The sequence below is a fragment of the Kitasatospora indigofera genome (assembly GCF_014655955.1).
GTDB lineage: Bacteria > Actinomycetota > Actinomycetes > Streptomycetales > Streptomycetaceae > Kitasatospora > Kitasatospora indigofera.
Genome location: NZ_BNBO01000018.1, coordinates 120,795 through 144,056, shown reverse-complemented (window position 1 = coordinate 144,056; position 23,262 = coordinate 120,795). Strand labels below are relative to the sequence as shown.

The following is a 23,262-nucleotide window of genomic DNA, read 5'->3' as shown; positions in this document are numbered from 1 at the left end:
AACTGCCGCTCACCGTCAACGGCAAGCTCGACCGCAAGGCCCTGCCCGCCCCCGATGCCGCCGACTTCACGGCGTCAGGACCGCTGCGCGGCCCGCGGTACCCGAGCGAGAAGGTGGTGCACTCCGCGTTCGCCGAGGTGCTGGGCCTGCCCACGCTTGGGATCGACGAGAACTTCTTCGAGCTCGGCGGACACTCGCTGCTCGCGATGTCGCTGCTCCAGCACCTGCGGGCCGCGTTCGCGGGCGACCTGTGCCTGGCCGACCTGCTGGCCCGGCCCACCGTCGCCGCCCTCGCCGAGTTCCTGGTCGACCGGACGGTCCGGGCCGCCCTCGGCGAGTCGGCCGACGAGGCGGCGCCGTGCTCCGACTGACCGGGCCCGGCTCCGAACGACCCTGACCCCGGCTCCCGACAGCCACCCCCGACCCGACGCAGAAGCCACCAGAGGAGACGACATGAGTGCCACCAACCCCTTCGAGGACGACGACGCCCGCTACTTCGTGCTGGTCAACGCCGAGAACCAGCACTCGCTCTGGCCGGCCTTCGCCGAGATCCCGGCCGGCTGGACCGCCGTGCACGGCGAGGACACCCGCCAGGCCTGCACCGAGTACGTCGACACCCACTGGACCGACATGCGCCCGGCGAGCCTGATCGCCCGCACGGAGGCCGTGGCCTCCTGACCGCCCGTCGGGGGGACGGCCCCGGCCGTCCCCCCGGGCCCGGCCGCCGCCGCCCCCTCGGGCCTGCCCGCTCCCACCCGACCGCCGCGACAGACGGATGACCGATCGACGTGAGCACCCCACAGTCCGACCCCGCCGCCGGCCCCGCCGCCGGACCCGCTGACGGTCTGACCGCCGAGCAGCTGGCCGACGAGGACCTGGCGCCCGGCGCGCTCTCCCCCGAGCGGCGCCGGCGCGCCCGGGCACTGCTGCGCGGCTCCCTGCGACCGCACCGCGCGACCGTCGCCGCCGCCATGATCGCCGCGGCGATCCGGCAGGTGGCCCTGCTCGCGGTGCCCTGGTGCGTCCAGAAGGCGCTCGACGAGGGCCTCCAGAAGCACGACGACCAGGCGCTGCTGCTCTGGTCCGGCGCCACCGCCGTCACCGCCCTGGTCCAGTTCGCCGGCCTCTACGGCTGGCAGTACTGGGCCGGCTTCGCCGACGCCAAGGTCGGCGCCGACCTGCGCGCGCGGCTGCTGCGCCACCTCTCGGGGCTCGACCGCGCCGCGCTCGCCTCCCGGGGCCACGGCGACCTCGCCATGCGCGCCACCCGCGACACCGACCTGGTCCGCGAGTGGGTGCACGGCCTGGCCGTCTGGGTGGTGCTGGCGACCACCTTCGTGGTGGTGCTCCCGGCGCTCGCCGTCCTCGACCTGAGCCTGCTGCTGGTCACCCTGGGCACCCTGCCGTTCCTGGTCTGGGTGAACCTGTACTTCCCGAAGCGCTTCGCCGCCGCCAGCGGCGAACTCGCCCGGGTCCACGGCGAACGCGCCGACGCCGTCGCCGACCTGCTCCAGGTCGGCACCGGACTGCGCGGCACCGGCGGCCACCGCCCGCTGGTGGACCGCCACCACCGCGCCAGCGCAGAGGTCACCGAGCGGACCGTCACCGCGGCCCGGATCGAGGCCGGCTGGGCCGCCGTCGCCCCGTTCGTCCCCCGCCTCGCGGTCGCCGCCGGCGTCGGCGTCGGCGGACTGGCCGTGCTGGACGGCCGGCTCAGCCTCGGCGGGCTGGTCGCCTTCACCTCCTGGATGGCGATCGTCACCCTGGCCACCCGGGTCCTGGTCGACCGGCTGCTGGAGCGCGGCCAGGCCGACGTCGCCGCCGCCCGGATCGACGAGGCGCTGTCCATCCTGCCCACCGTCACCGAACCGGAGACCGGCCGGGCGAAGGCGCTGCCGGCCGAGGGCGCGCTCGCCTTCGCCGGCGTCACCGCCGTCCGGGACGGACGGACCGTGCTCGGCCCCTTCGACCTGGAGGTGGCGCACGGCGAGTTCGTCGCCCTCCGCGGCGCCACCGGCTCCGGCAAGAGCACCCTGCTGCGCCTGGGCGTCCGGCTGGACGACCCGGACGCGGGCCACGTCCGCTACGGCGGCACCGACCTGCGCGAGGCCCGCCTGGACGAGGTCCGCGCGCGGATCGCCTACGTCGCCCAGCGGCCCGTCCTGCTCTCCGGGACCGTCGCCGACAACCTCCGGCTCGGCCGCGACCTGGACGACGAGGCGCTGCGCGAGGCCTGCCGCACCGCCGGCATCCACGAGCAGCTCGCCGCGATGCCCGACGGCTACGACACCGAACTCGGCGAGGGCGGCACCGCCCTGTCCGGGGGCCAGGTGCAGCGCCTCGCCATCGCCCGGGCGCTGCTCGGCGACCCGCGCGTCCTGCTGCTCGACGACTCGACCTCCGCCCTGGACACCGGCACCGAGAAGCTGGTGCTGGACGGGCTGAGGCGGTGGGCGGCCGGCCGCACCGTCGTCTTCGCCACCCACCGCTCCGCCGTCCTGGACGCCGCCGACCGGGTGGCGGTGGTCGCCCCCAGGCCCGCCACGGCACCCGGCGCCCCGGCCCGCACCACCGAGAGGCCCGACCCCGTGACCCCGACCGCCGTGGAGGTGGCCCGTGGCTGAGCAGCCCCTGCTCCAGGACGAGGCCGACCAGCGGGCGGTACTGCGCCGCGCCGCGCCGTACCTGCGTCCCCACCGGGGCCGCCTCGCCGTGGCCCTCGGCGTCGGCCTGGCCGACTCCGCGGCCCTGGTGGCGGTCGCCCCGCTGATCGGCCTGGCCGCCGACTCGCTCGCCGACGGCGACCGCGGCGGGCTGGGCCTGGCCGTGGCCCTGCTGGTGGCGCTCGCGGCGGCCCAGCTGGTGCTGGCCCGGGTCGGCGAGCTGCTGCTGATCAAGGGCGGCGAACAGGTCGTCCGGACGCTGCGCGAGCAGGCCGTGGAGAACCTGGCGACCGCGCCGCTGCGCTTCCTGGAGACCCACCGCAGCGGCGAGCTGCTGCGCCGGGCCACCGGCGAGGTCGCGGCGCTGGCCGCGTTCGTCCGGCTGCACCTGCGCAACATGGTCGCCTCGGCGGCGACCCTGGTCTTCACCCTGGTGATGCTGGCGGGCTACTCCTGGCTGCTGCTGCTGGTGCAGCTGGCCGTCTTCCTGCCGCTGACCCTGCTGGTCACCCGGTGGTTCCAGCGGGACGCCGGCGCGGCCTTCGGCGGCAAGGCGGGCGCCGAGGCGACCGTCGCGGCGACCTTCTCCGAGACGCTGACGGCCCGCGAGGCGCTGCAGACCTCGCGCGGCCTCGCCGGCTGGACCCGGCGCTTCGAGCGGGAGAACACCCACGCGGTGGGCGCCGCCCGGCGGGCCGTCCGGGTGGAGAACCGGATCGACCTGGTCAGCCTGATCGAGGGCGCGGCCCTGGTGGTGCTGCTGCTGGCCGGCGGCCGGCTGGTCGACCACGACAGCGTCAGCCTCGGCACGGTGGTGGTCTTCGTGGTCGCCAGCCGCAACCTCTTCGACTCCTTCGCCGAGATCTCCCAGCTGGTCGGCGAGGTGCAGACGGCCCGGACCGGCCTCGCCCGGCTGCTCGACCTGCTGGCGGCCACCCGGCCGCAGGACGCCCCCGCGCCGGGACCGGCCGGCCTGCCGGTCCGCGGCGACCTGCGCTGCGTCGACGTGGCGTACTCCTACCGCGCCGACGGCCGGACCCTGCACGGCATCTCGCTGGACTTCCCCGAGGGCAGCCGGACCGGCGTCGTGGGGGAGACCGGCTCGGGCAAGACCACGCTGTCCAAGCTGCTCTGCGGCCTCTACCGCCCCGACGGCGGCGCGGTCACCTTCGCCGGCACCGACCTGGCGGACCTCCCCGAGGCCGAACTGCGCCGCCGGATCGTCCTGGTGCCGCAGGAGGTGCGGATGGTGTCGGGCACCGTGGCGGACAACCTGGCGCTGGTCCAGGGCGCCCCCGACCGGGCCCGGATCGACCGGACCGTCGACCAACTGGGCCTGCGCGGCTGGCTGGAGGACCTGCCCGGCGGCCTGGACGCCGAGGTCGGCCAGCGCGGCGGCAACCTGTCGGCCGGCGAGCGGCAGATCCTCGGCCTGGTGCGGGCGGTGCTCGCCGACCCGGCCGTCCTGGTGCTGGACGAGGCCACCGCCGACATCGACCCGGTGACGGCGGCCCGGCTGGAGCACGCCCTGGACGAACTGCGGGCCGACTGCACCCTGGTGGTGATCGCGCACCGGCCGGCCACCATCGCCCGGATGCCCCGGGTGGTCCGGCTGGACGGCGGACGGCTGCTCGCCGACGAACCGGCAGGTGGGCGCCCGAACGGTGGGACACTGACTGGTCCCCAGCGTGCAGGTTAGGCTAACCTAAACCGCAGGACTGCTCCGTGCCGCCGGACCGGCCCTGCCGGGACGGCGGCACGGAGCCGTCCGGGCCTGCGCGCACACCACCCACCGGATTGGGCGACACGATGAACACCGACACGGCCCCACCGCGTATGCGGATCGTCCGTCATCCGCTCAAGTACCGTCTGCTGGAGGTCAAGCGGGTCCGGCGGGTGACCCCCGGCACCGTGCGGGTCACCTTCGGCGGCGAGGCGCTGGAGGGCTTCTGCGAGCAGGCGCCGACCGACCACGTGAAGCTCTGCTTCCCCGAGCCGGGTGCCGAACTGCCGGTCGAGCCGGTCGTCGAGAACGACACCTGGATGGACGCCCCGGTCGAGCCCGTCACCCGCGACTACACGATCCGGCACTACCGCCGGGCCGAGCGGGAACTCGACATCGACATGGTCCTGCACGGCACCGGGGTCGGCTCCGGCTGGGCCGCGGCCGCCGAACCGGGCATGCGGCTGGGCGTCTTCGGCCCGCGCGGCTCCGAGGAGATCCCCTTCGTCCACGACTGGTACCTGCTCGCGGCCGAGGAGACCGCGCTGCCCGCCCTCGCCCGCTGGCTGGAGATGCTGCCCGCCGGGGTCAAGGTGCTGGCCTTCGTCGAGGTGTCCGGGCCGCAGGACGAGCAGCAGCTGACCACCGCCACCGACCTGACGCTCACCTGGCTGCACCGCGGCGACAACCCGTCCGGCACCGGTGACCTGCTCGAACGCGCCATCCGGGCGGCCGAGTTCCCGCCCGGCACCGGCTTCGCCTGGATCGCCGGCGAGGCCAACACGCTCAAGCCGATCCGCCGTCACCTGAGGGGCGAGCGCGGCCTGGGCAAGGACCAGGTCGACGTGGACGGCTACTGGAAGCGCGGGGTCGCCAACCACGACCACCACGAGGACGACCACCACGAGCACGCATGACCGCCGGGACCCTGGCGAAGCCGGCACCCTCCGGCCCCGGCTCCGTCCCCGGCCCCGCGCCGGCGACGCCCGGCCGGACCGGCACGGCCCGGCGGCTCGCCTGGCTGTCCGGGGCGCTGGTCCTGCTCGCCGTGCTCGCCCTCGCGGGCATCGCCGTCGGCGCCCGCTACATCCCGCCCGGTCAGGTCCTGCACGTCCTGCTGCACCGTGAACCCGCCTCCGAGGACTGGATCGTGGTGCACCACGCGCGGATCCCGCGCACCCTGCTCGGCATCGCGGTGGGCGCCGCCCTCGGCATCGCCGGCGCCATGATGCAGGCCCTCACCCGCAACCCGCTGGCCGACCCCGGCCTGCTCGGCGTCAACGGCGGCGCGGCCGCCGCCGTCGCCGCCGGGACGGCCCTGCTCGACCTGCGCACCTTCGGCTCCTTCGTCTGGTTCGCGCTCGCGGGCGCCGCCGTCGCCGCGCTGGTGGTGCAGATCCTCGGCGGGGGCGGGCGGGCCTCGGCCACCCCGGCCCGCCTGGCGCTGGCCGGCACCGCCGTCACCGCCGTGCTCACCGCCTTCGTCAACGGGCTGATCCTGCTCGACCCGCTGACCCTGAACCGGTTCCGGTTCTGGCAGGTCGGCACGTTGGCCGGGGTGGACTCCGCGGTGCTCGGCCAGGTGCTGCCCTTCCTGGCGGCCGGCGGACTGCTCGCGCTGTTGCTGGGCCGCCCGCTGAACGCGCTCGCGCTCGGCGACGACGCCGGGCACGCGCTCGGCGCCAACCCGACCCGGACCAGGCTGTTCAGCCTGCTCGCCGTCACCCTGCTGTGCGGCGCGGCCACCGCGGCGGTCGGCCCGATCGCCTTCGTCGGCCTCGCCGTCCCGCACCTGGCCCGCCACGTCTGCGGGCCGGACCAGCGCTGGATCATGCTGCTGTCGGCGGTGCTCGCCCCCGTCCTGCTGCTCGGGTCGGACATCATCGGCCGGCTCGCGCTGCACCCGGCCGAACTCCAGGTCGGCGTCGTCACCGCCTTCATCGGCGCCCCGCTCTTCATCGCCCTCGTGCGCGGCCGGAGGATCGCCCAACTGTGAACGGCCCCACCGCGGTCGACCCGTCCGCCACCCTGCCCACGTCGCCGCCCGCCGGCCCGGGGCCCGGCCTCGCGCCGGTGCCGCTGCGCGCCGTCCGGCTGCCTGCCGGCGGGTCGCTGCGCTGGCACCCGCGGGCCACCCTGGTCGGCGGCCTGCTGGTGCTGGCCCTGCTCGGGGCCGTCACCGGGGCCCTGACCGCCGGCGACTACCCGCTGCCGGTCGCCGACGTCGTCGACGTCCTCACCGGCGGCGGCGCCCGCGCCGACCGGTACGTGGTGATGGAGGTCAGGCTGCCCAGGCTGCTGACCGCCCTGCTGGTGGGGGCCGCCCTCGGCCTGGCCGGCTCTCTCTTCCAGACGCTGGCCCGCAACCCGCTCGGCAGCCCGGACGTGATCGGCTTCACGGTCGGCTCGGCCACCGGCGCGCTGGCCGTCATCCTGGTCGTCGGCGGCGGCGCCGCGGCCGTCGCGGGCGGCGCGGTGGCCGGCGGCCTGCTCACCTCGGTGCTGGTGTACCTGCTGGCCCGGCGCGGTGGCACCCAGGGCTACCGGCTCGTCCTGGTCGGCATCGGCGTCAGCTCGCTGCTGGCCTCGCTGAACGCCTACCTGATCGCCCGGGCGTCGTTCAGCGACGCGCAGAGCGCCGCGGTCTGGCTCACCGGCAGCCTCAACGCCCGGGGCTGGGAGCACTGCGGCCCGATGGCCGTCGCGCTGGCCCTGCTGCTGCCCGCGGCGCTGCTGCTCGGCCGGCCGCTGCGGATGCTGGAGATGGGCGACGACGTCGCGTCCTCGCTCGGGGTGCGCACCGAGGGGGTGCGGATCCGCCTGGTGCTGATCGGCGTCGGGCTCACCGCGGCCGCCACCGCCGCCGCCGGGCCGATCCCGTTCGTCGCGCTGATCGCCCCGCAGGCCGTCCGGCGGCTGACCCGGGCCACCGGGCCCAACCTGCTCGGGTCGGCGCTGACCGGCGCCCTGCTGCTGGCGCTCAGCGACCTGGCGGCGCAGCGGCTGCTGGCCCCGACCCAGCTGCCGGTGGGGGTGCTCACCGGCGCGGTCGGCGGGTGCTTCCTGATCTGGCTGATCGTCCGCCGGTGGCGGGGCGACCGGGCCTGAGGCCTCCCCGGCGGGCGGTACCGCGCCGCGCCGCACGAAGGCCCCGCCCCCGGACGTCCTCCGGGGGCGGGGCCTTCGCGCGGGCCGGGTCCTCAGCCCTCCGCGAGGGCCAGGGCGAAGACCCGGGAGCCGCGGGACGGGTCCAGTCCGGCCGCCCAGCCCCGCGGGGCCAGCGCCACCGGGATCTCCCGGAAGCCGCCGCGCAGGAACAGCGCGCCGTCGCCGGTGCTGGCCGTGACGAGCGTGCGCAGGCCGCACCGGGCGGCCTCCGCGAGCAGGGCCGCCAGCAGCCGGGAGCCGAGGCCGGCGCCCTGGCGGCCTTCGCGGACGCAGAAGTTGTGCAGCAGGCCGGCCGCCGGGTGCCCCGGCTCGGCCGGCAGCGCCCGCAGCGCGACGCAGCCGTCCAGGGAGCCGTCCGGGCCGCCGCCGGGGCCCGCACCGGGCACCACCAGGAAGCGCTCCCCGGGCCGGCGGTAGTCCGCCACCGTGCGCGGGCGCAGCGCGCCGCTTCGCATGAACGGCGCCGAGAGCGCGTACAGGGCCTCGGCGTCCGCCCCGGTCGCGGTGCGGACCGGGGCCGGGCGCAGGGTCCCTCTCACCGGACGGCGGCCCGGTGCCCGGGTGCCATCGGCACCACCAGCGGGGTGCCGGTCTGCGGGTCCTCGATGACCTGGCAGGGCAGGTCGAAGACCCGCTCGACCAGCTCGGCGGTGACGATCCGGGACGGCGCGCCCTCGGCGACCACGGCGCCGTCCCGCATGGCGATCAGGTGGGTCGCGTAGCGGGTGGCCTGGTTGAGGTCGTGCAGCACGGCGACCAGGGTGCGGCCCTGCTCCAGGTGCAGCCGGGCGCACAGGTCGAGCACCTCGACCTGGTGGGCGATGTCGAGGAAGGTGGTCGGCTCGTCGAGCAGCAGCAGCGGGGTCTGCTGGGCGATCGCCATGGCCAGCCAGACGCGCTGGCGCTGGCCGCCGGAGAGCTCGTCGACGAAGCGGCCGGCCAGGCCGGTCACGTCGGTGGCCGCCATCGACTCGGCGACCACCCGGTCGTCCTCGCGGGACCACTGCCGGAACAGCCCCTGGTGGGGGTAGCGGCCGCGGGCGACCAGGTCGGCCACGGTGATCCCGTCCGGCGCGGTGGAGCTCTGCGGCAGCAGGCCCAGCCGGCGGGCGAGTTCCTTCGCGGGCAGCGCGCCGATCTGCTCGCCGTCCAGCAGCACCCGGCCGGCGGCGGGCTTCAGCAGCCGGGCGAAGGCCCGTAGCAGGGTCGACTTGCCGCAGGCGTTGGGCCCGACGATCACGGTGAACGAGCCGTCCGGCACGCCGATGGACAGCTCGGTGGCGATGGCCCGGTCACCGTACTTCAGGGTGACGTCATCGGCGTACAACCGCCCCGGTGGCGTGGTCACTTCGTCTCCAGGAGCTGGTCGGTGGTGAGGACGACGGCGCACTTCTCGGCGGCCCAGCGCAGTGCTTCGAGGTGCTTCTCGGCCGAGAAGTCGGCGACCGCGTCGGCGACCACGAAGGCCTGGATGTCGCGGGACCAGGCGTCGCAGGCGGTCATCAGGACGCCGATGTGGGCGTACACGCCGACCACGACCAGCTGGTCGCGGCCGGCCGCGGCGAGCAGCCCGGCCAGCTCGGTGCGGGCGAAGGCGCTGTACTTCCACTTCAGCACCATGGTGTCGCCGGCCGCCGGGGCGACGATCGCGGGGACGCCCTGGGCGTGCTCGTCGGCGGGCAGGCCGGGGCCCCAGAAGTCCAGCTGGAGGCCGCGCTGGGCGGGCGTCTGGCCGCCGCGCTGGTGCGAGTAGAGGACGGGCATGCCGTGCGCGCGGGCGTGCGCCAGCACCCGGGCGGCGTTGGCCAGCGCGGGGGCGAGCGGCGGCCCGGCGGCGGGGAACGCGCCGAGGAAGTAGTTCTGCAGGTCGTGGACGAGCACGGCGGCCCGCGCGGGGTCGACCTGCCACGGCACCTTGGGCGCGGGGTACAGGCCGGGGCCGGGCAGCTCGTAGGGGGCGATGGTGGGGAGGGCCATGTGACGGGGTCTCTCTAGCGCGGGGCGGAGCGGAGGTCCTTCTTGCTGACCTTGCCGATGCCGGTCTGGGGGAAGGCGGTGACGAACTCGACGCGGTCGGGGACCTTGTAGTCGGCGAGCCCGCCGGCCCGGACGAAGGATTTCAGGTCGGCCGGGCGGGGCCGCCCGGCGCCCGGGCGCAGGATCACGTACGCGCAGCTGCGTTCGCCGAGGTACTCGTCCGGGGTGGCCACCACCGACACGTCGTGCACGGCCGGGTGGCGCAGCAGGACGTTCTCGACCTCCTCGGCGGCCACCTTCTCGCCGCCGCGGTTGATCTGGTCCTTGGCCCGGCCCTCGACCACCAGGTGGCCGGTCGGGGTGCGGCGGACCACGTCCCCGGTGCGGTAGAAGCCGTCGGCGGTGAAGGCCACGGCGTTGTGCTCGGGGGCCCGCCAGTAGCCGCGGACGGTGTACGGGCCGCGGGTCAGCAGGTGGCCGGTGGCGCCCTCGGGCAGGTCCTGGTCCTCGTCGTCGACGATCCTGACCTCGTCGTCGGGGGAGATCGGCCGGCCCTGGGTGGTCAGCACGGTCTCCTCCGGGTCGTCGGCCCGGGTGTAGTTGACCAGCCCCTCGGCCATGCCGAAGACCTGCTGGAGCCGGCAGCCGAGGGCGGGGCCGAGCCGGCGGGCCGCCTCCTCGCTCAGCTTGGCGCCGCCGACCTGGAGGAGCTCCAGGCTGGACAGGTCGCGGCCGGCCGCCGGCGCGGCCTGGGCCCAGGCCAGGGCCAGCGGCGGCACCAGGCCGGTGAGGGTGACCCGCTCGCGCTCGATCAGGGCGAGCGCGGTGGCCGGGCTCGGGTCGGGGGCGAGCACCACCCGGCCGCCGGCGTGGAAGGTGCCCAGGGTGCCGGGGGAGCTGAGCGGGAAGTTGTGGGCGGCGGGCAGCGCGCACAGGTAGACCGACCGCGGCGTCAGCCCGCAGATCACGGCCGACTCCCGCACGCTGTACAGGTAGTCGTCGTGGCTGCGGGGGATCAGCTTGGGCAGGCCGGTGCTGCCGCCGGAGAGCTGCAGGAAGGCCAGGCCGTCGGCGGTGGGCGGGTCGGCCGGCGGGGTGGACCCGGCCTGCCGCAGCTCCTCCAGCGGGGTGAAGGGGCCGGGGTCGCCGAGCACGATGACCTCGCCGAGGGCCGGCACCGCCCGGGTGACCTCCAGGGCGAGTTCGCGGTGGTCGAAGCCGGCGTGGCGGTCCGCCACGATCAGCGCCCGGGCCTCGGCGAACTCGCAGAAGTACGAGATCTCGGCCCGGCGGTGCGCGGGCAGGGCCATCACCGGCACCACGCCGGCCCGCAGCGCGCCGAAGAAGACCTCGAAGAACTCGGCGACGTTGGGCAGCTGGAGCACCACCCGGTCGCCCTTGCGCAGGCCCCGGGCGAGCAGGCCGGCGGCCAGCGCGTCGGCGCGGCGGTCGAGTTCGGCGTAGCTCCAGTGCCGGTCGCCGTCGGTGACGGCGATCCGGCCGGGGTGGGTGCCGGCGTGCCGGCGGATCACGGTGTCCAGCGTCTCGCCGGTCCAGTGCCCGGCCGCCCGGTAGCGGTCGGCGAATTCCTCGGGCCACAGCGTCACTTGGCGTCCTCCAGTCCGACGGCGTGCAGGAAGGTGCGGAACTTGGCGCCGGTCTCGGCGAGTTCCTCCTCCGGGACGGAGGCGGCGACCACACCCGCGCCGGCGAACAGCCGCAGGCGCTCCCCCTCGGCCTCGGCGCAGCGCAGGGTGACCACCCACTCGCCGTCGCCCGCCGCGTCGCCCCAGCCGACCACGCCGGTGTAGAGGCCGCGGTCGAAGGGCTCCAGGGCGCCGATCAGTTCGCGGGCCCGGTCGGTGGGCGTCCCGCAGACGGCCGGGGTGGGGTGCAGGGCCAGGGCCAGGTCGAGCGCGCTGGTGCCGGTGTCGCGCAGGGTGCCGGTGACGGTGGTGGACAGGTGCCACATGGCGGCGGTGCGGATCACCGAGGGCCGCGCGGGGACCACCAGGTCGTCGCAGTGGGGCTCCAGCGCCCGCCGGACGGCGTCCACCACGAAGGCGTGCTCGGCGAGGTCCTTGGGGGACTCGGCCAGTTCGGCGGCCCGCCGCATGTCCTCGACCGGGTCGGCGCTGCGGGCGGCCGAGCCGGCCAGCGGGTTGGAGACCACCGAGCGGCCGCGCCGGGAGAGCAGCAGTTCGGGGCTGGCGCCGACCAGGGTGGCGGCGCCGCCGGCCGGCACCGCGAAGGTGTAGCCGTCCGGGTCGCGGTGGATCAGGCGGTGCAGCATGGTGGTGAGGTCGGCGCCGCCGGGCGCGGTGAGTTCCAGGGTGCGGGCCAGCACGACCTTGGACAGGTCGCGGTCCTCGTTCATCAGCCGCACCGCCTCGGCGACGGCCGTGCGGTACGCCTCCGGGGCGGGCACCGGCCGCTGGCTCCAGGCCCGCCCGGCGGCCGGGGCGAGCGGCGGGCGGGGCAGCGGGCTCTCGCGGACCGGGCCGGCCCGGCGCACCCCGGCGGGGATGAAGAGTTCGGCGTCCCGGCCGGGGGCGAACGGTATCGCCCCGACCACGACGGGGTTGTCCTCCCGTGCGGTGCGGGCCTCGGCCAGCAGGCGTCCGGCCGAGGCCGGGTCGGGGACGGCCCGGCGCAGGCCCTCGGCCAGCAGGGTGCCGGAGGGGCCGGCGAAGAACGCCCTCGCCGGCCCCGGCCGGTAGGCGGCCAGCAGCGTGCCGCCCGCGGGCAACGCCGCCGAGGGGGCGTCCTGGGCCTGGAAAGCCGTGGTCATGGTGCTCCGTTCTGCCGGTGCGTGCGGGCACCGGGACGCTGGGACTCGGATCGGTGGGCGGGCGGGGCCGGCCGGCGGGTGGGCGCGAGGGTCACGGGCCGGTGCGGGCTCAGGCCCGCAGCGTCGCGCCGCCGTCGACGTACAGGTCGTGCATGGTGATGTGCCGGGCGCGGTCGCCGGCCAGGAAGGCGACGGCCTCGGCGACGTCCTCGGGCGCGGCGATCCGGCCGAGCGGGATGCCCACCCGGTAGCTGGCCGGGTCGCCGTCGATGACGCGCTGTTCGGCGTCGTCGTCCGTCCACAGGGCGCGTTGCATGCCGGTGTCGGTGGAGCCGGGCGAGACCAGGTTGCAGCGGACGCCGGAGCGGGCGAGTTCGAGTCCGAGACAGCGGACGAACATGGTGGTCGCGGCCTTGGAGGCGGCGTAGGCGGCCATGTTGGTGCGGGGCACGCCGGCCGCGTTGGAGCCGACGGTGACGATGCTGCCGCGCCCGCGTCCGGCCATCCGGCGGCCGACGGCACGGCAGGTGTGGAAGACCCCGGTGGTGTTGACGGCGAAGGTGCGGGCCCAGTTCTCGTCGGTGGTCTCCAGCACGGGGGCGGCGGTCAGCACGCCGGCCACGTTCACCAGGAGGTCGATCGGGCCGTGCTCGCGCTCGATCCGCTCGACCAGGGCCTCGACGGCCGCGCCGTCGGTGACGTCGAGCCGGTGGACGGAGCCGTCCGGGGCGTCGAGGTCCGAGGCGATCACCTCGGCCCCGCGTTCGGCCAGCATCCGGGCGACGGCGGCGCCGATGCCCCGGGCCGCGCCGGTGACCAGGGCGACGCGGCCGGCGAACTCGGTGGTGGGGTCGGCCACGGTCAGGCCTCCGTTCTGACGGTCGGTCCGGCGGTCTGTCCGGTGGCCCGCCCGGTGCTCTCTGCGGGTGCCTCTGCGGTGGTCGGTCCGGCGGCGGGTCCGGCGGCGCCCGCCGGGCCGGGGTTCGCTGGTCGGCCGCTGGGGTGCTGAGGGGTCGCCGTGGCGGCGACACGGCCGGCGGTGGGCGGCATGGTGGGCTCTCCGGGTGGGTCGAGGTGCAGGTCGGCCGAACGCGCACGCGAAGTGCTGGAGTAAGGTTAGCCTAACCACATCGGGTTGAGTGGTCCCGGGGGCGCCTCTTCGTCCCGCGGTCCGCGGGCGCCGCGCGGCTCCCCCGCGGATCCGCGGCCGCCCTGACCGGCCGTCCGGCCCGTCGCCCAATTCCCGCCCGGGCCAAGGCAATCCCGCCGGCCCGGGGTGCTGCGCCGTGGCGATCCCGCGCCGCAGCAGATCCGCATCCCCACCGGAGGACCTCCATGCCCGCCACGGACACCATCAGCTCGGCGGCCGCCGCCCCGCTCCGGGAGGCCCGGGTGGCCACCCCCCGCCGCTTCCTGATGTGCGCGCCCCGCCACTTCGACGTGACGTACTCGATCAATCCGTGGATGGACCCGGCCAAGCCGGTCGACGGCGGCCTGGCGCTCGCCCAGTGGACCTCCCTGCGCGACCTCTACCTCTCGCTCGGCCACACCGTCGAGGTGATCGAGCCGCTGCCGGGCCTGCCCGACATGGTCTTCGCGGCCAACGGCGCCACCGTGGTCGACGGCCGGGTGTTCGGGGCGCGGTTCCGCCACGTCGAGCGCACCGCCGAGGGCCCGGCCTACCTGGACTGGTTCACCGCCCGCGGCTACCGGGACGTGTACTGGCCCGAGCACATCAACGAGGGCGAGGGCGACCTGCTGGCCGTCGGCCGCAGGATCCTGGCCGGCAGCGGCTTCCGCACCGACCCCCGCGCGCACGCCGAGGCCCAGGAGTTCTTCGGCCTGCCGGTGATCGGCCTGACGCTGGTGGACCCGAGGTTCTACCACCTGGACACCGCCCTGGCGGTGCTCTCCGACGACGAGGTCATGTACTACCCGGAGGCGTTCAGCCCCGGCAGCCGGGCCGTCCTGCGCGAGCTCTTCCCCGACGCCGTCCTCGCCACCGCCGAGGACGCCGAGGTCTTCGGCCTCAACGCGCTCTCCGACGGCCGCCACGTGCTGCTGCCGGAGGCCGCCGTCGGGCTCCACCGCAAACTCCGCGAGCGCGGCTTCGAGCCGGTCGGCGTCGACCTGACGGAGCTGCTGCGCGCCGGAGGCAGCGTCAAGTGCTGCACGCTGGAGCTGCGTCCGTAGCCGTCGCCCGCGCGGGGGGACCGGTGCCGCGCGCACCGGTCCGCCGGGCCGGCCCGGGCACCCGTGCCGCCCCGGCGCCCGGCCCCCGCGTCCCACCGCGACATCCGGCATGCGGACGAATTCCGCCGCCGGGGCGCCGGTGGGCCTAGGCTGTGGCCTGCAGTCGGTTCGCCCTGCCGGCCAGGCAGGCGCGTCGCAAGAGGGAACCCGGTGGGAATCCGGGACTGCCCCGCAGCGGTGAGTGGGAACGACCGCCGTCACAACGCACTGGGCCCAGGCGGCCCGGGAAGCGACGGCCAGTAGGTGCCGGGCCATCAGGCCCGGCGTGCTCGCGAGTCCGAAGACCTGCCACTGCCCGCGTGCGACCGCACGCGGTGATCTCGGTGACCTCGTGGGTGGGTACCGCCCGGCCGAAGGCCGGGGGTGGGTCGGTGGAGCGGGCGGGCACCTCTGCGTGCCGCGCCCCCGCTGTCGTACCTTCGCGCGCACGTGCTCTCCCGGGATCGCAGCGCGACTCGCGAAGGAGAGTTCCGTGTCACCGAGTTCCACCACCCCGCAGGCCACCGTCCACGGCAGCCCCCGTCAGGGCCCGGACCGGGAGCTGAAGAAGGCCGTCGAGGGCTACTGGGCCGGCCGGGTCACCGCCGACGGCCTGCACGCCACCGCAGCCGGCCTGCGCCGCGACACCTGGCGCCGGCTCGCCGACGCCGGCGTCACCGAAGTCCCCACCGGGGACTTCTCCTTGTACGACCACGTGCTCGACACCACGGTGGCGGTCGGTGCGATCCCGGCCCGGCACCGCGCCGCCGTGGACGCCGACCCGCTGGACGGGTACTTCGCCATGGCCCGCGGCACCCAGGACGTGGCGCCGCTGGAGATGACCAAGTGGTTCGACACCAACTACCACTACCTGGTACCCGAGTTGGGCCCGGACACGGTGTTCGCCGCGAACCCGGCCAAGCCGGTCGGCGAACTGCGCGAGGCGCTGGCGCTCGGCCACCGGGCCCGCCCCGTCCTGGTCGGCCCACTGACCTACCTGCTGCTCGCCAAGCCCGCGCCCGGCGTCGACCCCGGCTTCCAGCCGCTCACCCTGCTGGACCGGCTGCTGCCGGTCTACGCCGAACTCCTGGCCGGCCTGCGCGCCGCCGGCGCCGACTGGGTGCAACTGGACGAGCCCGCCCTCGTCCAGGACCGCACCCCGGCCGAACTGAACGCCGCCGCCCGGGCCTACCGCGACCTCGGCGCCCTCACCGGCCGGCCCAGGATCCTGGTCGCGACCTACTTCGACCGGGCCGGCGCGGCCCTGCCGGTGCTGGCGAAGGCCCCGGTCGAAGGCCTCGGCCTGGACTTCACCGGCCCCGCCGCGGGCAACCTCGACGACCTGGCCGCCGTCGGCGGCCTGCCCGGCAAGCGCCTGGTCGCGGGAGTGGTGGACGGCCGCAACATCTGGATCAACGACCTGGAGAAGTCGCTGGCGACCCTGGCCACCCTGCTCGGCCTGGCCGGGCAGGTCGACGTGGCACCGTCCTGCTCGCTGCTGCACGTCCCGCTCGACGCCACCCGCGAACGCGACCTGGACCCGCAGATCGCCCGCTGGCTCGCCTTCGCCCGGCAGAAGACCGCCGAGATCACCACCCTCGCCCGCGGCCTGCGCGAGGGCACCCCCGCGATCGGCGCCGAACTCGCCGCGAACCGGGCCGACCTGGCCTCCCGGGCGGCCTCCGCCCTCACCCACGACCCGGCCGTCCGGGCCCGGGCCGCCGCCACCACGGCCGAGGACGCCCGGCGGCCCCAGGCCTATCCCGACCGCGCCCGGGCCCAGCAGGCCCGGCTGAAGCTGCCGTTGCTGCCGACCACCACCATCGGCTCCTTCCCGCAGACCACCGAACTGCGCGCCGCCCGCGCCGGCCTGCGGGCCGGCCGCCTCGACCCGGCCGGCTACCGGGAGCGGATGGCCGCCGAGGTCCGCGAGGTGATCGCCTACCAGGAGAAGGCGGGCCTGGACGTCCTGGTGCACGGCGAGCCCGAACGCAACGACATGGTCCAGTACTTCGCCGAGCAGCTGACCGGCTACCTCGCCACCCGGCACGGCTGGGTGCAGTCCTACGGCACCCGGTACGTCCGTCCGCCCGTGCTGGCGGGCGACGTCTCCCGTCCCCGCCCGATGACGGTGGACTGGTTCCGCTACGCCCAGGACCTGACCGACCGGCCGGTCAAGGGCATGCTCACCGGCCCGGTCACCATGCTCGCCTGGTCCTTCGTCCGCGACGACCAGCCGCTCGCCGAGACCGCCCGCCAGGTCGCCCTCGCCCTGCGCGACGAGGTCACCGACCTGGAGGCGGCCGGCGCGGCCGTCGTCCAGGTCGACGAGCCGGCCCTGCGCGAGACCCTCCCGCTGCGGGCCGCCGGCCGCCCCGGGTACCTGGCCTGGGCCACCGAGGCCTTCCGGCTGACCACCTCCGGGGTCCGGGCGGACACCCAGGTGCACACCCACATGTGCTACGCGGAGTTCGGCGAGATCATGACCGCGATCGAGGAGCTCGACGCGGACGTGATCAGCCTGGAGGCGGCCCGCTCGCACATGCGGGTGGCGCACGAACTGGCCGCGGCCGGTTACCCGCGCGAGGTCGGCCCGGGCGTCTACGACATCCACTCCCCTCGGGTGCCGAGCACCGGGGAGGCGGTGGCCCTGTTGCGCGAGGGGCTCGCCGCCATCCCCGCCGAGCGCCTCTGGGTCAACCCGGACTGCGGTCTGAAGACCCGGGGCTGGGCCGAGACCCGGGCCTCGCTCGACCACCTGGTGGAGGCGGCCCGCCTGGTGCGGGCGGAGCTGGCCGGCTGACGGGAGGGCCGGGGCCGGCCCGACGCCCACGGCCGGCCGGCCCCGGCCCGCGCGCGACGCCCGTCCCCCTCGGGGGGCGGGCGCCGCGGCGGCCCCGCCGCGCGGCCTGCGCGCGGGCGCCCCGCGACCGGGCCGTCCCGGGTCAGCCGCCCACGTACGCCGCGAGGTGCTCGCCGGTGAGGGTGGAGCGCGCGGCGACCAGGTCGGCGGGGGTGCCCTCGAAGACGACCCGGCCGCCGTCGTGGCCCGCGCCGGGCCCCAGGTCGATGATCCAGTCGGCGTGCGCCATCACCGCCTGGTGGTGCTCGACGACGACCACCGACTTGCCGGAGTCGACCAGCCGGTCGAGCAGGCCGAGCAGCTGTTCGACGTCGGCGAGGTGCAGCCCGGTGGTCGGCTCGTCGAGCACGTACACACCGCCCTTCTCGCCCATGTGGGTGGCCAGCTTGAGCCGCTGCCGCTCGCCGCCGGACAGCGTGGTGAGCGGCTGGCCGAGGCTGAGGTAGCCGAGCCCGACGTCGGCGAGCCGTTCGAGGATGCGGTGGGCCGCCGGGGTGTGCGCCTCGCCCGCGCCGAAGAACTCCTCGGCCTCGGTCACCGACATCGCCAGCACCTCGCTGATGTCGCGGCCGCCCAGGTGGTGGTCGAGCACCGAGGCCTCGAACCGCTTGCCCTCGCACTCCTCGCAGACGCTGGCCACGCCGGCCATCATCGCCAGGTCGGTGTAGACCACGCCCGCGCCGTTGCAGGTCGGGCAGGCCCCCTCGGAGTTGGCCGAGAACAGCGCCGGCTTCACGCCGTTGGCCTTCGCGAAGGCCTTGCGGATCGGGTCGAGCAGCCCGGTGTACGTCGCCGGGTTGCTCCGCCGCGAGCCGCGGATGGCGCTCTGGTCGATCGACACCACCCCCTGCCCGGCCGCCGCCGGGCCCTTCACCAGCGACCCGTGCACCAGCGAGCTCTTGCCGGAGCCGGCCACCCCCGTGACCACCGCGAGCACCCCGAGCGGGATGTCGACGTCGACGTCGCGCAGGTTGTTCGCGGTCGCGCCGCGGATCTCCAGCGCGCCGGTCGGCCTGCGCACCGACTCCTTGACGGCGGCGCGGTCGTCGAAGTGGCGGCCGGTGACGGTGCCGCCGGCCCGCAGCCCTTCGACGGTGCCCTCGAAGCAGACGGTGCCGCCCCCCGAACCGGCGCCGGGGCCGAGGTCGACGATGTGGTCGGCGATGGCGATCGTCTCCGGCTTGTGCTCCACGACCAGCACCGTGTTGCCCTTGTCCCGCAGGCGCAGCAGCAGGTCGTTCATCCGCTGGATGTCGTGGGGGTGCAGGCCGATGGTGGGCTCGTCGAAGACGTAGGTGATGTCGGTGAGCGAGGAGCCGAGGTGGCGGATCATCTTGACCCGCTGCGCCTCGCCGCCCGACAGCGTCCCCGACGGCCGGTCCAGCGAGAGGTAGCCCAGCCCGATCTCGCCGAAGGCGTCCAGGCTCTGCTGCAGGGCGTCGAGCAGCGGAGCCACCGAGGGCTCGTCGAGCCCGCGGACCCAGCCGGCCAGGTCGCTGATCTGCATCGCGCAGGCGTCGGCGATGCTGATCCGCCCGATCTTCGAGGACCGGGCGCCCTCGCTCAGCCGGGTGCCGTCGCACGCGGGGCAGGTGGTGAAGGTGACCGCCCGCTCCACGAAGGCCCGGATGTGCGGCTGCAGGGCCTCCTTGTCCTTGGCCAGGAACGACTTCTGGATCTTGGGGATCAGCCCCTCGTAGGTGAGGTTCACCCCCTCGACCTTCACCTTGGTCGGCTCCCGGTAGAGGAAGTCGTGCATCTCCTTCTTGGTGAACCTGCGGATCGGCTTGTCCGGGTCGAGGAAGCCCGACTCGGCGTAGACCCGCACCGTCCAGAAGCTGTCCGACTTCCAGCCGGGGATGGTGAACGCGCCCTCGGCCAGCGACTTGGAGTCGTCGTAGAGCTGGGTGAGGTCGATGTCGGAGACCGCGCCCCGGCCCTCGCAGCGGTCGCACATGCCGCCGGTGCGGTTGAAGGTCGCCTTCACCGTCTTCCTGGCGCCGCGCTCGACCGTGATCGCCCCGCTGGCCCGGACGGACGGGACGTTGAAGGCGTACGCGCCGGGCGGGCCGATGTGCGGCTTCCCCAGCCGGCTGAAGAGGATCCGCAGCATGGCGTTGGCGTCGGTGGCGGTGCCGACCGTGGAGCGCGGGTCCGCGCCCAGCCGCTGCTGGTCGACGGTGATCACGGTGGTCAGCCCGTCGAGGACGTCGACCTCGGGCCGCGACAGGGTCGGCATGAAGCCCTGCACGAAGGCGCTGTAGGTCTCGTTGATCAGCCGCTGCGACTCGGCGGCGATCGTGTTGAACACCAGGGAGCTCTTGCCCGAGCCGGACACGCCGGTGAACACCGTCAGCCGGCGCTTGGGGATCTCGACGCTGACGTCCTTGAGGTTGTTCACCCGCGCGCCGTGCACCCGGATCAGGTCGTGGCTGTCGGCGGCGTGCGGCTCGGCCGGCCGCGCGGCCGTCCTGGTGGCCTTGCTCATCTGTCTCCCTCTCTCGGGCGGGCCCCTGGACGGGCTCCGCCGACGTCGCCCGGCGCGCTCCGGCCGGCCCGCGGGCGTGCGGCCCTCGCGCCGGAGGGGGCCGTTCCCGGCGCGGGGACCAAGGTATCCACCTCGCCCCGGCGGGCGGGCCGGTTCGCGTCACCGGCGGCCCGGGGCGCGCCGTACCGGTTGCCCGGGCGCCCCGCGCCGGGCATCGGGTGGCCGGAGGGCTCAGCCCGCCTCGTTGATCCGGACGAGGTTGCCCGCGGGGTCGCGGAAGGCGCAGTCCCGTACCCCGTACGGCTGCTCGGTCGGCTCCTGGACGACCTCGGCGCCGGCCGCCTTCAGCCGGTCGAAGGTGGCGTCGAGGTCGGCGGTCGCCAGGACGATGCGGGCGTAGCTGCCCTTGGCCATCATCTCGGTGACGGTGCGGCGCTCCTCGTCGGTGACGCCCGGGTCCGCGGCCGGCGGCTCCAGGACGATGGACGTGCCGGGCATGCCGGCCGGCCCGACCGTGAGCCAGCGCATCCCGCCGTAGCCGACGTCGTTGCGCACCTCGAAGCCGAGGCTGTCCCGGTAGAAGGCCAGCGAGGCCTCCGGGTCGTTGTGCGGGAGGAAGGTCCAGTGAATGGTGAGGTCCATGACGATCACGCTAATCGCGGGCCGGGGGCCGCGCTTCTTGATTCCTGACCGGTCTGGTCACCTGCTTGGCGACGCAGGACGGGATCCCCTCGGTGGCGTCCGCGGCCAGCTTCCGGTAGGTGCTGGGGGGCATGCCGACCAGCTCGGTGAAGCGGGTGCTGAAGGTGCCGAGCGAGGAGCAGCCGACCGCGAAGCAGACGTCGGTGACGCTGAGGTCGCCGCGCCGCAGCAGGGTCATCGCCCGCTCGATCCGCCGCGTCATGAGGTAGCTGTACGGCGATTCGCCGTAGGCGAGCCGGAACGCCCGGCTGAGGTGCCCGGCCGACATGTTCGCGCCCCGGGCCAGCGCCTCGACGTCCAGCGGCTGGGCGTACTCCCGGTCGATCCGGTCACGGACCCGGCGCAGCCGCGCGAGGTCGCTCAGGTGCTGCGCCGCGGCGCCCTTGGTGCTCACCCCAGCGATCGTGCCACAGGGCGGGGCCGGCCGTCCGCTGCTCGGCCGGCCCCGTGCGGCGGTGCCCGGCCGGGCCGCCCGGCCCGGTCGGGGAGTACGGGCCGCCGGCGCCTGTGACGCGGGTCACAGGAGTGATCCGGGGGCCCGGCGCCTCTTCCTTGTCGGGAGTGATCGCACCGGATCGCACGGAGGGGAAGCGATGAGGGTTCGAGCCGCGGCCGTCGGCCGCAGGGGACAGGAGGGGCGGCCGGTTCGGCCGTCCGGGCGCCTTGCCGGGGACGGCGCCCGGACGGCCGTCCGGGGCAGGGCGGGGGAGGCGTGGTGAGCGGCCCGGGCCGGAGCCCGTCGGACCGTCCCCTCCCGCTCGTCGAGGGCGTCACCCACCGCTTCGTCACCGTGCGCGGGGTGCGGTTCCACGTCGCGGAGGCCGGGGCGGGGGAGCCCGTGCTGCTGCTGCACGGGTTTCCCCAGCACTGGTTCGCCTGGCGGCGGGTGATGCCCGGACTGGCCCGTGACCACCGGGTGTTCGCGATCGACCTGCGGGGGTGCGGCTGGTCCGACGCCCCGGGGAGCGGGTACGACAGTGCCGGCCTGGTGGAGGACGTGCTGGGGGTGCTGGACGCGCTCGGGCTGGAGCGGGTCCGGCTGGTGGGGCACCAGTCGGGCGGGTGGCTGGGGTTCCGGCTCTGCCTGGCGGCGCCGGAGCGGTTCGGCGCCTTCCTCGCGGTGAACAGTGCGCATCCCTGGCCGACGCGCCGGTTCGGGCTGCCGCTGTACGCCTGGCGGTACTGGTACACCGCGCTCTGGGAGTATCCCGGGGTCGGACGGCGGGTGCTGCGGCACTGGCCCGGTCTCACCCGCGCCATGCTGCGGTACTGGGCCGGCCGGTCCGCCGGGGTGGAGGAGAGTGCCGTGCGGGAGTTCGCGCAGGCCTGCCGGGCGCCGCACCGCGCCCGGGCCGGAGAGCAGGTGCTGTGGCAGTTCGTCCTGCACGACATTCCGGCGCTGGCCGGTGGCCGGTTCCGCGAGCAGCGGCTGACGGTGCCGACCCTGCTGCTGCTCGGCGACCGGGACCCGGTGGTGCGCCCGCAACCACTGCTCGGCGCGCAGGAGTTCACCGGGTCGCTGACCGTCCGGGTGGTGCCCGGCCGCCATCTGCTGCCCGAGGAGCACCCCGAGCTGGTCGCGGCGGTGGCGCGCGAGCACTTCGGCCGGGCGTGAGCAGGGGGAGCCGATGACCGGCACGGACTCACGTCCGCAGGTGGATCCCGCGCTGGTCCGGGCGGCGCAGCGCGGCGACCCGATCGCGCTCGGCGACCTGATGGACCTGCTGGCACCGTACGTCGGGCGGATCTGCGGGCCGATCGCCCGGCAGGACGGGCCGGACGCGACCCAGGAGACGCTCATCGTGGTGCTCCGCAACATCGGTCAACTGCGCGACCACGCGGCCCTGTTCGGCTGGGTCCGGGCGATCGCGGTGCGCGAGGCGGTGCGGGTGGCCGCCCGGGCGAAGCGGTTGTCGGGCGACCCGTTGGAGGAGGTCGCGGGCGGCGCGGACCAGCAGCTCGCCACCGACGTCGGCGACGTGCTGGCGCGGCTCTCCCCCGAGCACCGGGCGGTGCTCGTGCTGCGTGACCTGGAGGGGGTGGACGAGACGACGGCCGGCGCGGTGCTGGCGGTGCCGCCCGGCACCGTACGGTCGCGGCTCCACCGGGCCCGGCAGAGCTTTCGGAAGGTGTGGGAATCATGAGCCAGGACCGGCCGGTGGCCGAACTCGACCCGATCCGGCGGCTGCGGGTCCTGGCGCGGACCCTGCCCGGGGCCCTGCACCACGCCGAGATCGTGCTGCCCGTCCCGCCGGAGCGGGTCTGGGCGGTGGCGTCCGACCTGGAGAACCAGCTCCCGCTCCTGCTCTCCACGGTGAGGTCCTTCACGGTCACCCGTGCGGAGGGCGACCGGCTGCGGGCCAGGGCGGTGGGCACGCTGGGTCAGCGGGCGGACTTCGAGGTGGTGCTGCGGCCGGGCTGGTGCCTGATGAGCAGCCGCTTCGTGGTCGGGGCGATGGCCGCGACGCCGGAGGGCGACGGCACCAGGTTCGGCTCGCTCGGCGGGTTCCGGGTGCCCGGGGCCCGGCTGCTCCGGCCGGTGCTGGACGCGCTCGGTGACCGGGCGGTGCGGCGTTTCGCGGAGCATCCGGACCTGCGGGCCTGAGTCGGTGCCGCGCGGCGTGCGGCGTGCCGGTGCGCGGGGCACCGGCGCGT

The 23,262-nt window shown here is 75.7% G+C and carries 21 protein-coding genes and 1 riboswitch; of the genes, 12 read left to right on the top strand and 9 right to left on the bottom strand.

What is annotated here, in order from left to right:
• The 7 genes from IE329_RS17930 to IE329_RS17900 all read left to right on the top strand — a co-directional run.
• The coding region (locus tag IE329_RS17930; RefSeq protein WP_190211898.1) for a phosphopantetheine-binding protein at window positions 1-371 on the top strand (371 nt) is incomplete at its 5' end.
• 82 nt (window positions 372-453) lie between these two features.
• Window positions 454-678: an MbtH family protein gene (locus IE329_RS17925; protein ID WP_073922912.1), complete on the top strand. Its 225-nt coding sequence runs from the start codon at window positions 454-456 to the stop codon at window positions 676-678.
• A gap of 110 nt (window positions 679-788) precedes the next feature.
• Window positions 789-2,624 (top strand): ABC transporter ATP-binding protein, encoded by a 1,836-nt coding sequence (locus tag IE329_RS17920; protein WP_190211897.1) that lies wholly within the window; start codon window positions 789-791, stop codon window positions 2,622-2,624.
• Window positions 2,617-4,362, top strand: coding sequence for an ABC transporter ATP-binding protein (locus tag IE329_RS17915; RefSeq protein WP_190211896.1), 1,746 nt, complete (start codon window positions 2,617-2,619; stop codon window positions 4,360-4,362). The genes IE329_RS17920 and IE329_RS17915 overlap by 8 nt, the downstream gene beginning before the upstream one ends.
• A gap of 110 nt (window positions 4,363-4,472) precedes the next feature.
• The gene (locus IE329_RS17910) at window positions 4,473-5,303 is read left to right on the top strand and encodes a siderophore-interacting protein (protein WP_229927537.1); all 831 of its coding nucleotides are present in this window, start codon (window positions 4,473-4,475) and stop codon (window positions 5,301-5,303) included.
• On the top strand, window positions 5,300-6,382 hold the full coding sequence (locus IE329_RS17905) for a FecCD family ABC transporter permease (RefSeq protein WP_190211895.1): 1,083 nt from the start codon (window positions 5,300-5,302) through the stop codon (window positions 6,380-6,382). The genes IE329_RS17910 and IE329_RS17905 overlap by 4 nt, the downstream gene beginning before the upstream one ends.
• Window positions 6,379-7,494, top strand: coding sequence for a FecCD family ABC transporter permease (locus IE329_RS17900; RefSeq protein WP_308438385.1), 1,116 nt, complete (start codon window positions 6,379-6,381; stop codon window positions 7,492-7,494). The genes IE329_RS17905 and IE329_RS17900 overlap by 4 nt, the downstream gene beginning before the upstream one ends.
• 92 nt (window positions 7,495-7,586) lie before the next feature.
• Here the strand turns inward: IE329_RS17900 and IE329_RS17895 are convergent, their stop codons facing one another.
• The 6 genes from IE329_RS17895 to dhbA form a co-directional block, all read right to left on the bottom strand.
• Window positions 7,587-8,093, bottom strand: a complete 507-nt coding sequence (locus tag IE329_RS17895) for a GNAT family N-acetyltransferase (protein ID WP_229927536.1) — start codon at window positions 8,091-8,093, stop codon at window positions 7,587-7,589.
• The gene (locus IE329_RS17890; protein ID WP_229927535.1) at window positions 8,090-8,902 is read right to left on the bottom strand and encodes an ABC transporter ATP-binding protein; all 813 of its coding nucleotides are present in this window, start codon (window positions 8,900-8,902) and stop codon (window positions 8,090-8,092) included. The genes IE329_RS17895 and IE329_RS17890 overlap by 4 nt, the downstream gene beginning before the upstream one ends.
• A complete protein-coding gene (locus tag IE329_RS17885) occupies window positions 8,899-9,531 on the bottom strand; it encodes an isochorismatase family protein (RefSeq protein ID WP_190211894.1) in 633 nt (210 codons plus the stop codon). The genes IE329_RS17890 and IE329_RS17885 overlap by 4 nt, the downstream gene beginning before the upstream one ends.
• A 14-nt stretch (window positions 9,532-9,545) precedes the next feature.
• Window positions 9,546-11,138, bottom strand: coding sequence for a (2,3-dihydroxybenzoyl)adenylate synthase (locus IE329_RS17880; protein ID WP_190211893.1), 1,593 nt, complete (start codon window positions 11,136-11,138; stop codon window positions 9,546-9,548).
• Window positions 11,135-12,322: an isochorismate synthase gene (locus IE329_RS17875; protein WP_190211892.1), complete on the bottom strand. Its 1,188-nt coding sequence runs from the start codon at window positions 12,320-12,322 to the stop codon at window positions 11,135-11,137. Before IE329_RS17875 ends, IE329_RS17880 begins: the two co-directional genes overlap by 4 nt.
• 109 nt (window positions 12,323-12,431) lie before the next feature.
• Window positions 12,432-13,181, bottom strand: a complete 750-nt coding sequence (gene dhbA, locus IE329_RS17870) for a 2,3-dihydro-2,3-dihydroxybenzoate dehydrogenase (RefSeq protein WP_229927534.1) — start codon at window positions 13,179-13,181, stop codon at window positions 12,432-12,434.
• Window positions 13,182-13,657: 476 nt separating this feature from the next.
• On the opposite strand from dhbA, the gene ddaH reads away from it, so the two are divergent.
• A complete protein-coding gene (ddaH, locus tag IE329_RS17865) occupies window positions 13,658-14,515 on the top strand; it encodes a dimethylargininase (protein WP_190211891.1) in 858 nt (285 codons plus the stop codon).
• 146 nt (window positions 14,516-14,661) lie between these two features.
• Window positions 14,662-14,882, top strand: a riboswitch (cobalamin riboswitch).
• A gap of 165 nt (window positions 14,883-15,047) precedes the next feature.
• Window positions 15,048-17,357, top strand: a complete 2,310-nt coding sequence (metE, locus tag IE329_RS17860; RefSeq protein WP_190211890.1) for a 5-methyltetrahydropteroyltriglutamate--homocysteine S-methyltransferase — start codon at window positions 15,048-15,050, stop codon at window positions 17,355-17,357.
• Between the two features lie 142 nt (window positions 17,358-17,499).
• Here the strand turns inward: metE and IE329_RS17855 are convergent, their stop codons facing one another.
• The 3 genes from IE329_RS17855 to IE329_RS17845 form a co-directional block, all read right to left on the bottom strand.
• Window positions 17,500-19,905, bottom strand: a complete 2,406-nt coding sequence (locus IE329_RS17855; protein ID WP_190211889.1) for an ATP-binding cassette domain-containing protein — start codon at window positions 19,903-19,905, stop codon at window positions 17,500-17,502.
• Window positions 19,906-20,136: 231 nt separating this feature from the next.
• Window positions 20,137-20,547 carry a VOC family protein gene (locus IE329_RS17850; protein ID WP_190211888.1) on the bottom strand — a complete coding sequence of 137 codons (411 nt, stop codon included), beginning with the start codon at window positions 20,545-20,547 and terminating at the stop codon, window positions 20,137-20,139.
• A 10-nt stretch (window positions 20,548-20,557) separates the two neighbouring features.
• Window positions 20,558-21,001: a helix-turn-helix transcriptional regulator gene (locus IE329_RS17845; protein WP_190211887.1), complete on the bottom strand. Its 444-nt coding sequence runs from the start codon at window positions 20,999-21,001 to the stop codon at window positions 20,558-20,560.
• Window positions 21,002-21,322: 321 nt separating this feature from the next.
• On the opposite strand from IE329_RS17845, the gene IE329_RS17840 reads away from it, so the two are divergent.
• From IE329_RS17840 to IE329_RS17830, 3 genes are read left to right on the top strand one after another with little or no spacing between them, the layout of a single operon-like run.
• Window positions 21,323-22,222: an alpha/beta fold hydrolase gene (locus IE329_RS17840; protein WP_190211886.1), complete on the top strand. Its 900-nt coding sequence runs from the start codon at window positions 21,323-21,325 to the stop codon at window positions 22,220-22,222.
• A 13-nt stretch (window positions 22,223-22,235) separates the two neighbouring features.
• The gene (locus IE329_RS17835) at window positions 22,236-22,751 is read left to right on the top strand and encodes an RNA polymerase sigma factor (RefSeq protein ID WP_190211885.1); all 516 of its coding nucleotides are present in this window, start codon (window positions 22,236-22,238) and stop codon (window positions 22,749-22,751) included.
• On the top strand, window positions 22,748-23,212 hold the full coding sequence (locus IE329_RS17830) for an SRPBCC family protein (RefSeq protein WP_190211884.1): 465 nt from the start codon (window positions 22,748-22,750) through the stop codon (window positions 23,210-23,212). The genes IE329_RS17835 and IE329_RS17830 overlap by 4 nt, the downstream gene beginning before the upstream one ends.
• Window positions 23,213-23,262: the final 50 nt, after the last annotated feature.